The 14,902-nt window shown below is 56.0% G+C and carries 15 protein-coding genes and 1 pseudogene; 10 read left to right on the forward strand and 6 right to left on the reverse strand.

What is annotated here, in order from left to right:
- Positions 1-49 precede the first annotated feature (49 nt).
- A complete protein-coding gene (locus AYI87_RS12015) occupies positions 50-1,042 on the forward strand; it encodes a formate dehydrogenase subunit gamma (RefSeq protein ID WP_144202365.1) in 993 nt (330 codons plus the stop codon).
- A gap of 274 nt (positions 1,043-1,316) precedes the next feature.
- Positions 1,317-1,676 (forward strand): hypothetical protein, encoded by a 360-nt coding sequence (locus AYI87_RS12020; protein WP_144202367.1) that lies wholly within the window; start codon positions 1,317-1,319, stop codon positions 1,674-1,676.
- A gap of 1 nt (position 1,677) precedes the next feature.
- On the opposite strand, the gene AYI87_RS12025 is transcribed toward AYI87_RS12020, so the two are convergent.
- Positions 1,678-2,175 (reverse strand): type II secretion system protein, encoded by a 498-nt coding sequence (locus AYI87_RS12025; protein ID WP_186300613.1) that lies wholly within the window; start codon positions 2,173-2,175, stop codon positions 1,678-1,680.
- A gap of 226 nt (positions 2,176-2,401) precedes the next feature.
- Here AYI87_RS12025 and AYI87_RS12030 point away from each other — a divergent pair, with 226 nt between their 5' ends.
- The gene (locus AYI87_RS12030) at positions 2,402-3,781 is read left to right on the forward strand and encodes a class II fumarate hydratase (protein WP_144202370.1); all 1,380 of its coding nucleotides are present in this window, start codon (positions 2,402-2,404) and stop codon (positions 3,779-3,781) included.
- Between the two features lie 44 nt (positions 3,782-3,825).
- Here the strand turns inward: AYI87_RS12030 and AYI87_RS12035 are convergent, their stop codons facing one another.
- On the reverse strand, positions 3,826-4,929 hold the full coding sequence (locus AYI87_RS12035) for a hypothetical protein (RefSeq protein WP_144202372.1): 1,104 nt from the start codon (positions 4,927-4,929) through the stop codon (positions 3,826-3,828).
- Between the two features lie 178 nt (positions 4,930-5,107).
- On the reverse strand, positions 5,108-6,271 hold the full coding sequence (locus tag AYI87_RS12040) for an iron-containing alcohol dehydrogenase (RefSeq protein ID WP_144202373.1): 1,164 nt from the start codon (positions 6,269-6,271) through the stop codon (positions 5,108-5,110).
- Between the two features lie 204 nt (positions 6,272-6,475).
- Between AYI87_RS12040 and AYI87_RS12045 the strand changes: the two genes are divergently transcribed.
- Complete coding sequence (locus AYI87_RS12045) at positions 6,476-7,342, forward strand: AraC family transcriptional regulator (RefSeq protein WP_144202375.1); 867 nt, start codon at positions 6,476-6,478, stop codon at positions 7,340-7,342.
- Positions 7,343-7,348: 6 nt separating this feature from the next.
- On the opposite strand, the gene AYI87_RS12050 is transcribed toward AYI87_RS12045, so the two are convergent.
- The gene (locus tag AYI87_RS12050; protein WP_144202377.1) at positions 7,349-7,870 is read right to left on the reverse strand and encodes a hypothetical protein; all 522 of its coding nucleotides are present in this window, start codon (positions 7,868-7,870) and stop codon (positions 7,349-7,351) included.
- Positions 7,871-8,243: 373 nt separating this feature from the next.
- Between AYI87_RS12050 and AYI87_RS12055 the strand changes: the two genes are divergently transcribed.
- Together AYI87_RS12055 and AYI87_RS12060 are read left to right on the forward strand one after the other, a co-directional pair.
- Positions 8,244-9,587 (forward strand): coproporphyrinogen III oxidase family protein, encoded by a 1,344-nt coding sequence (locus AYI87_RS12055; RefSeq protein WP_144202379.1) that lies wholly within the window; start codon positions 8,244-8,246, stop codon positions 9,585-9,587.
- Positions 9,588-9,671: 84 nt separating this feature from the next.
- A complete protein-coding gene (locus AYI87_RS12060; protein WP_144202380.1) occupies positions 9,672-10,295 on the forward strand; it encodes an HD domain-containing protein in 624 nt (207 codons plus the stop codon).
- On the opposite strand, the gene AYI87_RS12065 is transcribed toward AYI87_RS12060, so the two are convergent.
- Complete coding sequence (locus AYI87_RS12065) at positions 10,292-10,507, reverse strand: hypothetical protein (protein ID WP_144202382.1); 216 nt, start codon at positions 10,505-10,507, stop codon at positions 10,292-10,294. The genes AYI87_RS12060 and AYI87_RS12065 overlap by 4 nt on opposite strands.
- A gap of 293 nt (positions 10,508-10,800) precedes the next feature.
- On the opposite strand from AYI87_RS12065, the gene AYI87_RS12070 reads away from it, so the two are divergent.
- The 4 genes and pseudogenes from AYI87_RS12070 (at position 10,801) to AYI87_RS12085 (ending at position 13,060) form a co-directional block, all read left to right on the forward strand.
- Entirely contained in the window at positions 10,801-11,088 is a 288-nt protein-coding gene (locus tag AYI87_RS12070; protein ID WP_144202384.1) for a putative quinol monooxygenase, read from the forward strand.
- Positions 11,089-11,109: 21 nt separating this feature from the next.
- Positions 11,110-11,634 (forward strand): annotated as a pseudogene (locus AYI87_RS12075) (GNAT family N-acetyltransferase); the annotation flags it as partial.
- Between the two features lie 153 nt (positions 11,635-11,787).
- Complete coding sequence (locus AYI87_RS12080) at positions 11,788-12,063, forward strand: GNAT family N-acetyltransferase (protein WP_258406433.1); 276 nt, start codon at positions 11,788-11,790, stop codon at positions 12,061-12,063.
- A 136-nt stretch (positions 12,064-12,199) separates the two neighbouring features.
- Positions 12,200-13,060, forward strand: coding sequence for a PfkB family carbohydrate kinase (locus AYI87_RS12085; protein ID WP_144202386.1), 861 nt, complete (start codon positions 12,200-12,202; stop codon positions 13,058-13,060).
- 202 nt (positions 13,061-13,262) lie between these two features.
- Here the strand turns inward: AYI87_RS12085 and AYI87_RS12090 are convergent, their stop codons facing one another.
- Entirely contained in the window at positions 13,263-14,720 is a 1,458-nt protein-coding gene (locus tag AYI87_RS12090; RefSeq protein WP_144202388.1) for an alpha/beta hydrolase, read from the reverse strand.
- Between the last annotated feature and the right edge of the window lie 182 nt (positions 14,721-14,902).

A 14,902-nucleotide genomic window follows, 5' to 3' on the forward strand; every position in this document is an offset into this window, starting at 1 on the left:
CACAACAATCCACACCGGGCTCGCCCGGTGTGGACGATAAGGATGTAATATGAACAAATGGTTCAAACAATTTAGCGTGATCTTAGCGCTAGTGATAGGTACCACATTCAGTGCCCTGTCGTTCGCCCATGGCGACGCGACCGACCATACCCATGCCGCCACCGAGGGGCAGATTTGGTCTGAGATTCAGGCGGGTGCCACCGGATACACTACCTCTCACGGTCAGTTCCACAACCAGCCAATCAACAGCTATGATCTGCGGGTACTCGAGCTTCGCAGCGACTGGCTGGCACCTGCCCTGATGGCGGCGCTGTTTGGTATGATCATCATCTTCGTGCTGTTCATCAAGGTGAACGGTATCTCCAAGTTGCATCATGGCTTCTCGGGCAAGATGGTGTATCGCTGGTCGAAATTTGATGTCTCTATCCACTGGTTGGGGGCTATCCCTTGTCTGCTGCTGATCCTCACGGGTCTGACCCTGCTGGCGGGACGTTTCTTCTTCCAGCCATATCTGGGTGAAGGCTTCTGGGCCGGCCTGGTCTATGGCGCCAAGCAGATCCATGACTACATGGCGATCCCCTTCATGATCGGTTGGGCGCTGATGACCACGCTGTGGGCCAAGAATCAGCTGCCTAAGATGTATGATGTTAAATGGTTCCTAGTGGTTGGTGGTTACATCAACTTCGGTCCCTTCAAGGGTAAGCATCCGGATGCGGGCTTTGCCAACGCCGGTGAGAAGATGTGGTTCTGGGCCTTCGCCTTATTTGGACTGATCATCTCGGCCTCTGGCATGTTGCTGCTGTTCCCGAACCTGTTCGAGCCTAGCCGCACCCTGAGCCTGATCGCCCTGGTACTTCACTCTGTCAGTGCCATCGTTATCTGCGCCTTCTCTATCGTTCACATCTTCATGGCGACCGTGATGTCAGAAGGTGGTATGGAGTGTATGGTGTCGGGTTACTGTGATGAAAACTGGGCGACCCAGCATCACAACCTTTGGTATGACGAGATCAAGGCTAACGGCACGCTGAAGTACAAAGCGTAAGGCGTTCGCCGCGCGCATTAGCGTTTCCTGTTACCATGAAAAAACACCTCACCGGGTTGCCGGTGGGGTGTTTTTTTTATGCCTGCCGTTTAATGCCTGGAGCAGAGAGTGATAGTAGCAGCTAGCAAGAGTCGCTTTTAGCAACATAAATCAGTTAGAAAAAATAGCCGCTAGAAACTTTAGCCGTTATAAATATTAGATGTTGAAAATGTTGACAATAACTGCCAAGCCACTAGGTTGTAAGGAAAGCAATTTCACCATAAAGGAGCTGAATATGATCAGAAGGATCTTGATAGCGCTCGCCCTGAGTGTGAGTGTTAGTTTAAGTGTGAGCTTTAGTAGCCTTGCCGATACCTACAAGGTGACCTCAGAGGTCAGCCTGCAGGGCGAGGTGCTTGGCGCGCCGACGCTAGTGATTGATAAGGCCGAGGCCGAGCGGGTGATGCTGGCGGATACGTACCGGTTCAGCGTTAAGGTTACGCCACACGATGCGGCTCAGGTGTTGGTGGATTTCAGCCTGAGCGGCGAGGGCTATGAGACCGCCTCTCAGGCGATAGTCGACCTGGACAAGGCCGCCTTGCTCACCTTTGGCGACCAGACATTTAGCTTTATCATCAACAGGGTCGGCGACTGACTTAACAGTCGTTGTCCATGATTTTGGTGGTCACGCTATCGGCAGTCGTGTCGACCCTCAGATAGCAGGCGAGGGCGCCGTCTGCCATGAGATCCCCAGGGGTCTTATACAGGCTGCGATCGCCGATGCGCAGCTCGATATCTTCCACCGTCCAGCGCCCGCCATAGAACCATTCACTCATGGTGACCGTCAGCAGCTGAGTTACCGCATCGCCGCCCCATACCGGGTTGCCATATCTCACCTGGATTTTTTGGCTGTCGCCTGAATTGAGGAAGAAGCTGGCCTTAGGCTGCTTCTCTAGTCCCAGGATGGCCGAGCGGGCATAGACAAGTTGATTCGCGGCCTGCACCGAGGCCTCGAGCTGCTTGAGCTGGGCGATCCTCGCCTCTCGTGTCAGGCTTATCCACCTGCTGGCGGCCGCTACGCTGAGAATGGCCAGTATGATGATCACCACCACCATCTCTATCAGGGTAAAGCCAGAGGCTCCTTTATGTCTCATGGTTACTCGCATCTACAGGCTAACGCTTGGCAATAAATAAAGTGAAGGCAGCCTAACTCCTTGAGAGACATTTGCAAGCGAAACTGCATCACTTCTTGCAATAACATGTTGAATGATAATGGGTTGTTTGCTAGCTGTTGCGGACAGGTTTGTGCCTTGTTGCCAGGTCGCGACCCGGCAGAATTTGACCTAAGATCAAGCTAGTCTCAACAAGCAGGAGAGAGAGATGGAGAGTAAAGCGGTAAGCGACAGCATGGGCGACCTTAATATTCCCGCCGATGCCCTCTACGGCGCGCAGACGGCGCGGGCGATCAAGAACTTTCCCGTGAGCGGCCGCCCCATGCCCCGCAGCTTCATCCGGGCCTTGCTGCTAGCTAAGCTCGCCGCCGCCGAGGCTAACGTGGCGCTTAGGTTGCTGCCGCCCAATATCGCCCCGGCGGTTGCCCAGGCGGTGCAGGAGCTGCTGGCAGATCCCCAGATGATGCGCCATTTCCCCATCGACATGTTTCAGACTGGCTCGGGCACCAGCAGCAACATGAACGCCAACGAGGTGCTTGCGACCCTAGTCTCGAAGAGCCTGGGCCAGGCGGTGCATCCCAACGACGTGATCAACTTGGGGCAGAGCAGCAACGACATTATTCCCAGCGCCATCCATATCAGTGCCCTGTTAGCGGTAGAGCAGTCGCTGCTCCCCTCGTTAACCCTGCTGTCGCAGACCATCGCGACTAAGGCGCAGCAGCTGGCCGATGTCACCAAGACGGGGCGCACCCACCTGATGGATGCCATGCCAATTCGTTTCGATCAGGTGTTGGGGGGGTGGGCGAGTCAGATCGATGATTGCCGCGAGCGGATCGCCAGCCAAGGCGACGCCCTGGCCCAGCTGCCAGTAGGCGGTACGGCGGTGGGGACTGGGGTCAACACCCACGAGGAGTTCTCCCGGCTGTTCTGCGAGAGACTCAGCGCCCTGACCCGCACTCAGTTTCGCCCGGCGGATAATCTCTTTAGCCGTATGGCGAGCCATGATACCGCCGTTGCCCTCTCGGGCCAGCTGAAGACGCTGGCGGTGGCCATCATGAAGATCAGCAACGACCTGCGCTGGATGAACTCTGGCCCACTGGCGGGCCTGGGTGAGATTAGCCTGCAACCTTTGCAGCCGGGCTCATCCATCATGCCGGGCAAGGTCAACCCTGTGATCCCAGAATCCGCCTGCATGGTGGCGGCTCAGGTGATGGGCAAGGATATGGCGATCACTATCGCCGGTCAGTCCGGCAACTTCGAACTCAACGCGATGCAGCCGCTGATCGCGGTTAACCTGCTAGAGAGCATAGAGATCCTCAGCAATGTCTCGCGCCTCCTGGCGGACAAGGCGATTGCGAGTTTCGTGGTGAATCGAGGCAAGATAGCCGACTCCCTGCATCGCAATCCCATACTGGTCACCGCCCTGAGCCCCAAGGTGGGCTATGTGCAGGCCGCTAAGATAGTTAAGCAGGCCTATCAGGAGCAGAGACCCATACTCGAGGTAGCCATGGAGCTCACAGACCTTAGCGAGGAGGAGCTCAGACGCCTGCTGGATCCCGAACGCCTGACCCGCGGCGGTCTGGCCTAGAGGCTGATGCCGTCAAGCGATGGCATTATTGCTCTGCGTGCCCGTCAGCGGATCTCTGTGGTGAGTCGATAGCGGGCCATCTCCTTTTGCGTCATCCAATGGGCGCCCTCTGAGGGGGCCGAGGTGAGGGTAAACAGGTAGAAGGGGATCCCCTGTTTGCCCAACATGCGGCTGAAGTAGGTGGCCTGACTACGGTGGGCGGCGTCGCTGTAGGAGATCTCTGTGGCATCCCGGCCAAGCTCGCCATCGCTCCAGCTGTGTACGCCAACTTGCTGGTTTCGTGCCACGCTTAAGGTGGAGTCTTGCAGCTCCAGGGTGCGCCTTACCCCGGCGGTAAACAGATCCGTGGCACCGGAGAAGACGCGTCCCGAGCGGCTGACCTTGGTATCCAACCCCTGCTCGCGGATCAGCAAGCCGGTATACATGTTGATCTCATCGTCGGCGGATCCGCCGACAAAGTTATCGAACACCAGCACCTTCTTCCTCTTGGGGTAATGATCCACCAGGCGTTTCAGCGCCTGATAGCTGGTGACCCCCAGTGTCGAGCTAGCCGGGTTGTCGCAGTCCGCGGTGCACCACTGGTTGTTGATCAGCGGCTCGAAATAGTTGCTGGTGAGGATCTCAATACCCGTGTCATTTTCCCGAGGCGAGAAGAGGGTCGAGCCTATTGAGGAGGCGTACTCCAGCCAGTCGCTGACAAAGCTCAGGCGCAGGTATTGCTGCTTCTCGCGGGTGCGCAGCTCGAAGATGCTCTTGTCATCCTGGGTCAGTCGTTTGGCATCAGAGCAGTCGAAGCTGTCGATGCGGTGGGGGCCGGAAAAGATCTGACAATCCAGCAGCTGCCACTCGTCAAACTTGATCCCTAAGGTGAGGCTATGACCCTTCTCGCTGCTCAGTGCCAGCAGCAGATAAGGAATCTGTTTCTGGGTGTCGACGAAGATGTCGGCGTATTCCAGCCTGTCGTAGTGGGTGTGTTGGTACTCGAGTTGAATCGATGAGAATATCGGTTCGCGCTCCTGGATTAACGCCTCGAGTTTCTCTTGATTAAAGGCGAAGTTAGCCAGCGGCGGCTGCACTCTGGGTTGGTCGGCGTTACAGCCCAGTAGACTGCTGAACACCAGCAGCAGGGGTAGGATAAGGCGTGGCATGGCGGTCTCCTGCGATAAAAATATCAGTGTAATAAGGGCCGCGGGTGATTACTGTCAGCAGTTTGTATCGCTTTGTCAGTCGACCAGAATGGGGGAGGAATTACTGGGAGGAGTTGCTGGAGGCGGCATAGCAAAAAGACATCCCTGAGGATGCCTTTATCGTGTGGTGTTTTGCGCCTTACCAGGCCAGCTGCAGGATCTCGCGGCTGATATCCAGGCCGAGATCGCCAGATTCTGACAGGGCGGTCATGCCGTGGGCTTCAAGCGCCGCGACTATGTCGTCAATCTGCTCCTGGGCGATGTCATAGTCGCGCAGGCGGGTCTTGAGGCCAAGTTGTTGGAAGAACTGCTCCGTCTTGTCGATCGCCAAGTCGACGCGGCTGGCTTCGTCGCCCTCTGTGATGTCCCACACGCGCTCGGCGTATTGCAGCAGCTTGGCGTGCTTCTGGGTCTTGCGTACGCGCCAGACAGACGGCAACACGGCGGCCAGAGTCTGGGCGTGGTCGATGCCAAACTGGGCCGTCAGCTCGTGACCAATCATATGGGTCGTCCAGTCAAACGGCACGCCGGCACCTATCATGCCGTTGAGGGCCGAGGTGGCACTCCACATCAGGTTGGCGCGGGCGTTGTAGTTCTCCGGCTCTTCCAGTGTGATGGGGCCAATCTCGATCAGGGTGCGCATTATGCCTTCGGCGGTCCTGTCTTGTACCCGGCCATCTACGGGATAGGTGGCATACTGCTCCAGCACGTGGACGAAGGCGTCGACCACACCGTTAGCCACCTGAATCTTTGGCAGGGTGAAGGTCAGGGTCGGATCCAGCAGCGAGAAGGTGGGGTAGATGCTGGGATGGTTAACCGGGAACTTGCCGCCGTTATAGCTGACCACGCCGAAGGCGTTCATCTCTGAGCCCGTGGCAGGCAGTGTGGCTATGGTGCCCAAAGGCAATACCTGATCCGCTTCGACCGGCACAGGGGCGAAACCGTGGAACAGCAGGCTGGCGCTATCACCCTCGAAGCGTGTCGCCAGGGCGATGAACTTGGTGCCATCCATCACAGAGCCGCCACCGACCGCCAGCAGGAAGTCGATAGACTCTTCTCTTGCCAGCTTGGCCGCCTTGGCCAGGGTCTCATACTGTGGGTTGGCCTCGATGCCGCCGAATTCGACGACGGTGCGATCGCCCAAGGCGCTGAGTACCTTGTCCAGGGTGCCGAAGCGTTTCACGCTGCCGCCGCCATAGGTCACCATGACGCGGGCGCCTGCGGGGATCAGCTTGTCTAGCTCGGCCAAGCGGTCTTTACCGAAGACGATCTGTGTGGGATTGCGATAATCGAAGTTAAGCATGGGGATACCTTGTGTCACCTAATAATATGCTGCACATACTAGTCTCTTGACGCGAGTTTTAAATACCTATTGCTGCACGACTCTTGCCTATTTCTGCTTTGTTGAGTTTAAAAGGCATATATTTGATAAATTTTGATGCCTTTTTCTGCTTGGGTGATATTATCGCCATCAGTTGAATCCTTATCCTGTCCCAAGAGGTAAAGTGTGAAGAGTATTGCCGAGTTGATGTCGGAGCTGGCCCCCGATGAGGGGATGAACGACAGCGTATTGCCTGGTATCAAGCTGTTTCGCTGCTCCGCCTACGGTGCCCGCGGCCCCTTGTGTTACTCCCAGGGGATCATGATAGTGGGGCAGGGCAAGAAGCGTATCTATCTGGATAACAGGGTGCTCGACTATGATCCCCAGAACACTCTGGTAATGACAGTGCCCATGCCGGTGGAGTGCGAGACCTTCGCCAGCAAGGAGGAGCCAGTGCTGGTGATGATGATAGATATCGATCTGGCGCAGCTAAACCGCCTCATCCCTATAATGGACAACCACCACAGGGTGCCCCAGGCCCTGAGCGAGTCGAGACTGCCGGGCTATTTCATCGCGCCGACCGGCGAGGCGATAGAGTGCTGCATTCATCGTCTGCTGCAGGCATTGCAATCGCCGCTGGAGGCCGAGGCGCTGGGAGAGACCATGGTGCTGGAGATCCTATATCGCCTGCTGGCCTTGCCCAACGCGGCCCCCCTCTATGCCCTGGCACTGAGTCATACGAGATTGTCGCGCATCGACAAGGCGCTAAGCTATCTACATAAACACTATGCAGCTAGCATAGAGGTGGATCAGCTTGCCGCCCTGGTGAACATGAGCCCCTCGGCGTTTCATCGCTGCTTCAAGGAGGTGACCGCCTCATCGCCCATCCAGTACCTGAAGAAGGTGCGCCTGAACAAGGCCAAGGAGCTGTTGCAGCGCCCCGGAGTGAAGGTGAAGCAGGCCGCCATCGAGGTGGGCTACGAGAGCCCGGCCCAGTTTAGCCGCGAGTTCAAACGTTATTTCAGCCACAGTCCGGGGGAATGTGCCAGATAAGGTTTCTTACTGCTTGATGCACTGCAATAGCACGACGAAAGGCGGCATATTGTTGTGGGCGACGCTGTGGCCTTCGGGCTCGGTGCGACGTTTTTGATGTTGGCGCATGCCTACGTCATCGCCCTCTCCGGTCGCGTATTCCGGCTCGTCTCCCGAGTCATAGTAGTACCAGTCGTCGTAGACGTGGGTGTGCTTGGGTAGTTCGGCGAGTGTCAGTTTATGTTTCTCCTCGCCGCCTTTGTCATTGAGCTTGCGTACCGACAGCGCATTCTCCTGATGATTAACGGCTAAGGTAAAGCGGCCACGCCCCTCGGTGTAGGGCTGCCACCCCTCAGGGCAAGCGGCTAGATCGAAATAGGCCACCGTCTTGGCAGGTATGATGCTACCGGTTTCGGCTATCTGTTTGCTCAGGGCGGAGAGTCCTTGGGTGTTGGCGAGGTTATTGGCCACGAGCTCTGTGTATTTCACATAGCCAAAGAGTGCCAGCGATGCGGTGAGCAGCACCGAAACCAGTAGATTCCATTTCATTTTTAACGTCCTTGTGTCGAATTGCGCTCCACTGAAACAGCCGGAGTCTATATCATTATTTTTATTAACTATTTAACCTACGCTATTTGTTTTATCACCGCAACAGGTCGATGCTTACCGCACACTCTTCGAGTCTTCTCTTTGCCTCTATTGGGTCAAAATGGGCGATCACATTTATTCAACATTCCCTAAAACATGACATGCTTAACAATTCTTCGGCTAATCTAATGCTAGGTGTTGTAACTCCAAGCCAGTTCACGTTTTATATATTCCTTAAGTGATACTTTTGTGTTCCGCAAATGGATGTGTATCGCTTTAAGTCCTTATTTATTAAAAGGCTTTGTTCTCAAGGCCGGTTCAGCTAGGAATATCTATGTCTTCGTCTTCTATTATTCAAACGGCGCCAGGTGCATTGATTAGGCCGTACCAAGCTAACATTACCGTCCCTAACTGGATGCTGAGCTCGATGGAACGAGTGATGCAGTATTATGTCGACAAGAATCTGCGACTCGATACTCAGTCCGCCTCCATGATGCCGGCACCCGTCGAAGGCAAGAAGTACATGCTCTATGCTCATGTGCCTTTCTGCCATACCCTGTGCTCCTTCTGTACCTTCCATCGTTTCCTGTTTAAGGAGGAGAAGGCGCGCGCCTATTTCGTCTCGCTGCGTAAGGAGATGGAGATGGTCAAGGCGCTGGGCTATGACTTCGAGTCCATGTATATCGGCGGCGGCACCACAACCGTATTAGAAGATGAGCTGGCACGTACCATAGAACATGCCAAGACCCTCTTTCCCAACATCAAAGAGGTCTCCTGTGAGTCGGATCCTCAGCATCTGGACAGCCCTGGCTTTAAACAGCTGGAAGGCCTGGTGGATCGCATGTCTATCGGGGTGCAGAGTTTCAACGACGACATCCTGGCGATGACAGATCGTCTGGAGAAGTTTGGCTCGGGTCAGCAGACCTTCGATAAGATCATGGCGGCCAAGGAGCTGTTTCCTATCATCAACGTGGATCTTATCTTCGGCTTTCGTGGCCAGACAGATGAGGTGATTCAGCACGACTTGGATATGGCCTCACGCCTGGACCCTCGCCAGATCACCACCTATCCCTTGATGATCACCCATCAGACCCGTAAGAGCGTCAAAGGCAAGCTGGCCGCGCCTCAGGGGGATATGGCGCGCCAATACCGCCAGATCCTCAACAGCCTTAACGGTCAGTACAACCAGCTGTCGGCCTGGGCATTTGGCAAGGCCAATAACGAAGGCTTCGACGAGTATGTGATCGACTATGACGAGTATCTTGGGGTAGGTTCGGGCTCCTTCAGCTTCCTCAACGACACCCTGTATGTGAACACCTTCTCCCTGCGCAAGTATCAGGAGAATATCGCCTCGGGTCGCATGGGCGTCGAGCAGCAGAAGAACTACAGCCAGAAGGATGTGATGCAGTATCGCTTTCTGCTGGGGATGTTCTCGGGTCGCCTGTCGCGCAAATATTTCCGCGACACCTTCGGCGTTAACCTGGATTGGGCCCTGTTTAAAGAGATGACCTCGATGAAGGCGATCGGTGCCATCAAGAACGACCCCAATGATCCCGATAACCTGATCGTTACGGATAACGGCAAGATGATGGGCCTGTTGATGATGAAAGAGTTCTACTCAGGCATGGACAACGTGCGGGCACAGCTGCGTAAGCCGCTCAAGCCGTGCGATATGTAGCCCTGCGACAGGTAAGGGGCATTTGCTATCTGAGCGAAAGAGGCCGATCATAGATCGGCCTTTTTTATTGTCGGAGCCCTATCCATGCAGGCCTTTGAGTCGCTATTTTCCCAATTTATTGCCGCCAGCTCGTCAGCCGATGCCGCCCATGATCTCGCCCATGTTAGGCGGGTGGTGAAGACGGTCAAGCGCCTGTGCGATCTCGAATCTGCCTGCGCCGAGGTGGTGGTGCCAGCCGCTTGGCTGCATGATTGTGTCACTTTGGCAAAAGACGATCCGAGGCGCAGTCAGGGCTCTATGCTGGCGGCCGATAAGGCGATCGCCTTCCTCATCGAGGTGGGTTATCCGCAGCAGTACTTGGCCGCCATTCACCATGCCATTCTCGCCCATAGTTTCAGCGCGGGTATTGCCCCCGAGACGCTGGAAGCCAAGATAGTGCAGGATGCCGACAGGCTCGATGCCCTGGGCGCCATAGGTGTGGCGCGCTGTCTACAGGTGGGCACCGCCTTGGGGCGGCCCCTGTATGCTGCGGAAGATCCCTTCTGTCGGGAGCGGGAGGCGGATGATAGTCGCTACACCTTAGATCATTTCAAGCAGAAGCTGTTTACCCTGGCGGATACCATGCAGACGGCGGCTGCGAGGGAGGAGGCGCGGCATCGCACCCGGGTGATGCAGGACTTTCTTGACCAGCTGGCGCAAGAGATCTAGGGGAGCTGCTTGGGCGCCTGTTTATGGTTAGCCTTGGCGCGGCGTGCAAGCTTCTGCTCAAGCTGTCGAGCCTCCTGGCGTATCTGTTCGATAAAGAGATCTTGGTAGCCCAGCTGCTCAAATTCTCTCAGGCACTGGTGGTAGCGGCGCAGTTTTTCTTCCTTGCATAGGGGCTTATCCATCAGCTCTTCTAATGTCAGTATTGAGTCCATTCAATAACCTCACAACCTCTTTTGCTTGTCAGCCTAACGTCAAGTTGGCACCTTGTAGAGGCTGATTTTTATCCTAAAACCTCATAAGCCGAAAGGTTGACGGGTTTTTTGTCAACTTTTTCATATGCTTATTTTATTTCTAAAGTTGGCTTAGGTAAGAGGTCGCATATCACCTAAGTTAATATGGGCGATCGCTTACGCACTCATTGGTCGAAAAGCTCATAAGAGACGTTTGTGGAGCACCCGGTAATAGGGTAGCTTGGTGAATTCTTCATTTTGTACAGGGAAATCAGATGATAGTACGTATTGGCGAATTTCAGGCCGCGCCGGGCCAGGCAGAGGCATTGAAGGCCTTCCTCCTCTCATTGAGCGATTATATTTGCAATTCACCGGGCTGTCTCAGCTATGAGGTATTGTGTCCGGTCGACGAGGCGGACCGCCTGATGGTGATCGAGCGTTGGGAATCTGCCGAGCAGCACAGGGCTTCGGTGCAGGCCTATCCGAGCGATAAAATGCAGGCTGCCATGTCGCTGTTCGCCGCACCGCCGAGCGGCGGTTACTATTCGCTGGCTCAAGCTTAGGCTTACGACAGGGCTTTAGTGATGATCTATTTCGAGACAGAGCGGCTTATCTGCCGCGCCTTCGAGCGGGCCGATCTTCAGGCCTTCACCGCCTACCGCGCCGATCCTGAGGTTGCCCGCTACCAAAGCTGGCAAGATTACCAGTATCAGGATGCCCTGGCGCTGTTCGAAAATTTACAGCAGACACCCTTCGAGACGCCCGGCACCTGGATGCAGCTGGCCCTCGAGTGTCGTCAGACCCAGGCCTTGGTGGGGGATCTGGCGCTGCATTTCATCGATGCGCAGCAGGTTGAGATAGGCTTTACCCTGGCAAGTGAGCATCAGGGAAAGGGCTTGGCGCGTGAGGCGCTGCAGGGGTTGTTGGTGTATCTGTTTGAGGGCCTGGGTAAACACAGACTCTCGGCCATCACAGACGTGCAAAATCACCCCGCCTGGGGGCTGCTGGAGCGCCTGGGCTTTCGCCGCGAGGCTCATTATCGCGATAATATCTTCTTCAAGGGCAGCTGGGGCAGTGAGTATGGCTATGGCCTGCTGGCGCGGGAGTGGCGTGAGGCACAGGCGGGCGAGCCATTGCAGGAGTTTCGTCTGATCAAACGTGTGGCGCCTCTCAATGATTTCCTGCGCCTTCGGCAGATAACAGGCCTGACCCCAAGGTCTCGCGAGGCGGCAGAACTCGGCCTGCCCCTGAGTCTGTTTGGCGTGCATATTTTGGCGGGTGACAGGGTGATCGCCATGGGCCGGGTGGTGGGTGACGGCGCACTTAACTTCGAGCTGGTGGATATCGCCGTGGATCCCGAATATCAGGGGCGCGGCCTGGGCAGCGCTATCATGAGCGCCATCATGGCCTATCTCGACGAGACGGCGCCTAAGGGGGCCTACATCACCTTAATGGCTGATGTGCCTGCCCTTTATCTCAAATTTGGCTTCGAGTACTCGCGTCCGGCGAGTGAAGGCATGTATAAGTTACAGGCCTAATTGGTTGAGAAGCCCTGCGGGCCTTGATATAAAGGAGGCTCGGCAGGCCCCAAAGTAGTAGGTTTCCGGGGCTAATTTTCTCAACCCGTTTAGGCGAGCTTCATTTTCTCCTGATCCGCTGTTACTCGGAGCATGCATGGCCAAAATTCTGCTGGTAGCCAACCTCAATTGCGATCGTATTCTCAGACTCGATAAACCCTTGAAGATGGGGGGACGGTTTCACTATCAAGATGGTGGCCAGCGCCTGGGGGGCGGCGGTGCCAACACAGGCATAGGCCTGGTGTGGGCAGGACACGAGGTAGCACTGGTGAGCCAGGTGGGCCGTGACGAGATAGGCGACTGGCTGCTGGCCGAGACCAGCACCCTGGGGATAGATTGCCGCCTGATGCAGCGCTATCAGCAACATACCTGTGAGATGCTGCTGGTGATGACCCCGGATGGTGAGCGCACCATCATACGTCCAGAGCGCCCCAGATTCGAGCTGGCGGCGCCGCCGAACTGGCGTCAGTGGGATGCCCTCTATATCAACTCTTCCGCCGAAGGCGCGGTGAGCTGGGCCAAGACAGCCTTGCCCCACAGCCTGGTGGTGGCACAGCTGGCCAAGGATAACCGTGAGCGTCCCTGCCATGTGCTGATCGCCTCGCGGGCCGACATGCAGGGTCGTAGCGAACTGTCGCCCTGGCAGTATGGCCTCTCCATCGCCGGAGACAGTCTGCAGGCCTTCATAGTGACAGATGGCGAGTCGGGCGCCATTCTCTATCAGGCAGATTCACAGACCCATGTGGCGGCCGAGTCGGCCTGCGTGGTGGATACCACTGGGGCGGGAGACGCCTATGCGGCGGGCTTGATCCATGGGCTGGTGCGTGGCGATGAGTTTTGTCAGGCCATGGCCGAAGGCGCCCGCTGGGCAGCCTTTGCGGTGGCCACCGAGAGTTCGATACCGGGAGCAGGGCTAAAAAACTATCTGGAAAATGAGCGAGCGAAAGAAGAGGCCTAGTGGGCAGAACTTGTCATCATAATGTCATTAACTCGGCTTAGAGTATCGGCATTGGTCGCAAGCAGTTCCCTGACCTTGTTTTGTGTAGCTTCTTTTCTAACATAGTGTGTTTTTCTGTTCTCTCGCCCCATCTTCTGGGGCATTTTTTTGCCCAAAAAAAAGCCCCGACCTTTTGGTCAGGGCTTTGGCTGAACGCTTGCTGTTAGTTGTACTTAAACACGGGAATCATGCTGGTACACTGGGTCTTTATCTTCTGTTCCGGCGCCGCCAGGAAGGCCATGGTAATGCCGTCGATACAGTTGCGATAAGGGTTCTCCGAGGTCAACTGCACGTGGCCGCCCTGAGGGTTGGTGAACAGCTGGGCATTTGGCATGTTCTTCACCACTAACTCTCCCCAGGCTGGTGGCGTCTGAGGATCGTTACCGCCGTTAACCACCAGGATGGGTAGGTTACTGGTCACGGCCTGGGTCTCTATGCTATCGGCCGCGGCCACATCCCACGCCTTACAGCTGTCGACATCGAAACCCTGATGGAACACCTTGTCTACGGTCAGTGTGGTCGTGGTGGACCAGTTCTTGTCGTTGCGACCCACTAAGGCTGTTTGGTTGAGGAAGGCATATTCCTCGGAGCAGACCACAGACAGGGCCATAGGGGCAAAATAGTCCTCGTCGGGTTCGTTGTCTTTATCCTTGATGATGATGTTCAGGTCCTTGTCGATCGCCTGGATCAGGGGGACGACCCTGGCATCACCCACTAGATTGGCGATGTAGTTGACGAAACGGATGGCTGCCTGATCTTCCCCCTGATTCTGTAGTCGCGCGATGATAGATTCGATCATCGGCTTGAGGATCTCCGATGCGCATTTAGTGGAGGCGTCGCAGTTGGCGATGATGCGGTCCAGCGTGGCATAGGTGGCCCAAGGCGTATCGGATAGGCCGTTGACCTCTATGGGGAATACACCGTCGAGGATGACGCTACGAACCCCTTGGCTATCTTCGCGTATGATGGTCTCTGCCAGTCGAGTGCCGTAGGAGCCGCCGTAGAGGTTCCAGCTGTCGAGCTTGAGCGCCTTTCTCAGCATGATGAAGTCATGGGCGCTCTGCACGCTCTGGTAGGCACTGAAATCTACCCCCTTGGCCTTGAGACGGGCCTTACAGGCCTTGACCTGCTCGATTGAGCCTTTGACCGTGTTAAATTCGGTGCACTTGTAGGCCGGTTTGGCGTGGCCTGTGCCGCGCTGGTCCACCAGATAGAAGTCGCGGTCGTTCCAGAGGTATTTCGCCTTGCTCTGGGTGAAGTCTTCCAAACTGTCGATGGCCGAGTAGCCCGGGCCCCCCTGCAGGTAGACCACGGGATCGGCCTTGACCTCTGTCTTGGTTGCCGGGATCTTCAGCACGGCGATCTCCATGGTTGTCTTGGAGGCGCTCTGGCCCTTAAGGGCATGTTTTTCCGGTACCGTCAGATAGCCGCAGCTGGCACCTTTGGGCAGGTCCTGGCTCTTGGTGAACGTGCTGCAGTCGACGCTGGCGTAGGTGCCCACCTTGCTGGCGACCTCCTTCTTAGTGTCAGACTTGCTCGATTGGTTACAGCCGCCGAGGAGGGCGGTTGCCATGACGAGTGTGCCAAAGGCCAATAGGTTGGGCTTGTGTGTCAGGCTCATATACAACTTCCTTATGGGTTACAGACGAAGGCAATGAACCCGGCTAGTCGCAGAGACTCGACGCCTTAGGGTTCTGTGCCGTGATTATCTGTAGCGAATTATGAGGAGGCTGGCTTCTGGGAAACAGAAGCACTCTGTATGGCTTTGTCTCGGCTTTGTATCAGAAAGCTTTTTAATAGGAT

This window comes from Shewanella sp. KCT (assembly GCF_007636505.1).
Taxonomy (GTDB): Bacteria; Pseudomonadota; Gammaproteobacteria; order Enterobacterales; family Shewanellaceae; genus Shewanella; species Shewanella halotolerans.

What these genes read in the sequence shown, in the direction of transcription:
- AYI87_RS12015 (WP_144202365.1), top strand. Translation starts at nt 50, where the DNA reads ATGAACAAATGGTTCAAACAATTTAGCGTGATCTTAGCGCTAGTGATA.
- AYI87_RS12040 (WP_144202373.1), bottom strand. Translation starts at nt 6,271, where the DNA reads ATGCTTAACTTCGATTATCGCAATCCCACACAGATCGTCTTCGGTAAA.
- AYI87_RS12020 (WP_144202367.1), top strand. Translation starts at nt 1,317, where the DNA reads ATGATCAGAAGGATCTTGATAGCGCTCGCCCTGAGTGTGAGTGTTAGT.
- AYI87_RS12025 (WP_186300613.1), bottom strand. Translation starts at nt 2,175, where the DNA reads ATGAGACATAAAGGAGCCTCTGGCTTTACCCTGATAGAGATGGTGGTG.
- AYI87_RS12055 (WP_144202379.1), top strand. Translation starts at nt 8,244, where the DNA reads ATGTCTTCGTCTTCTATTATTCAAACGGCGCCAGGTGCATTGATTAGG.
- AYI87_RS12070 (WP_144202384.1), top strand. Translation starts at nt 10,801, where the DNA reads ATGATAGTACGTATTGGCGAATTTCAGGCCGCGCCGGGCCAGGCAGAG.
- AYI87_RS12050 (WP_144202377.1), bottom strand. Translation starts at nt 7,870, where the DNA reads ATGAAATGGAATCTACTGGTTTCGGTGCTGCTCACCGCATCGCTGGCA.
- AYI87_RS12065 (WP_144202382.1), bottom strand. Translation starts at nt 10,507, where the DNA reads ATGGACTCAATACTGACATTAGAAGAGCTGATGGATAAGCCCCTATGC.
- AYI87_RS12090 (WP_144202388.1), bottom strand. Translation starts at nt 14,720, where the DNA reads ATGAGCCTGACACACAAGCCCAACCTATTGGCCTTTGGCACACTCGTC.
- AYI87_RS12060 (WP_144202380.1), top strand. Translation starts at nt 9,672, where the DNA reads ATGCAGGCCTTTGAGTCGCTATTTTCCCAATTTATTGCCGCCAGCTCG.
- AYI87_RS12085 (WP_144202386.1), top strand. Translation starts at nt 12,200, where the DNA reads ATGGCCAAAATTCTGCTGGTAGCCAACCTCAATTGCGATCGTATTCTC.
- AYI87_RS12030 (WP_144202370.1), top strand. Translation starts at nt 2,402, where the DNA reads ATGGAGAGTAAAGCGGTAAGCGACAGCATGGGCGACCTTAATATTCCC.
- AYI87_RS12035 (WP_144202372.1), bottom strand. Translation starts at nt 4,929, where the DNA reads ATGCCACGCCTTATCCTACCCCTGCTGCTGGTGTTCAGCAGTCTACTG.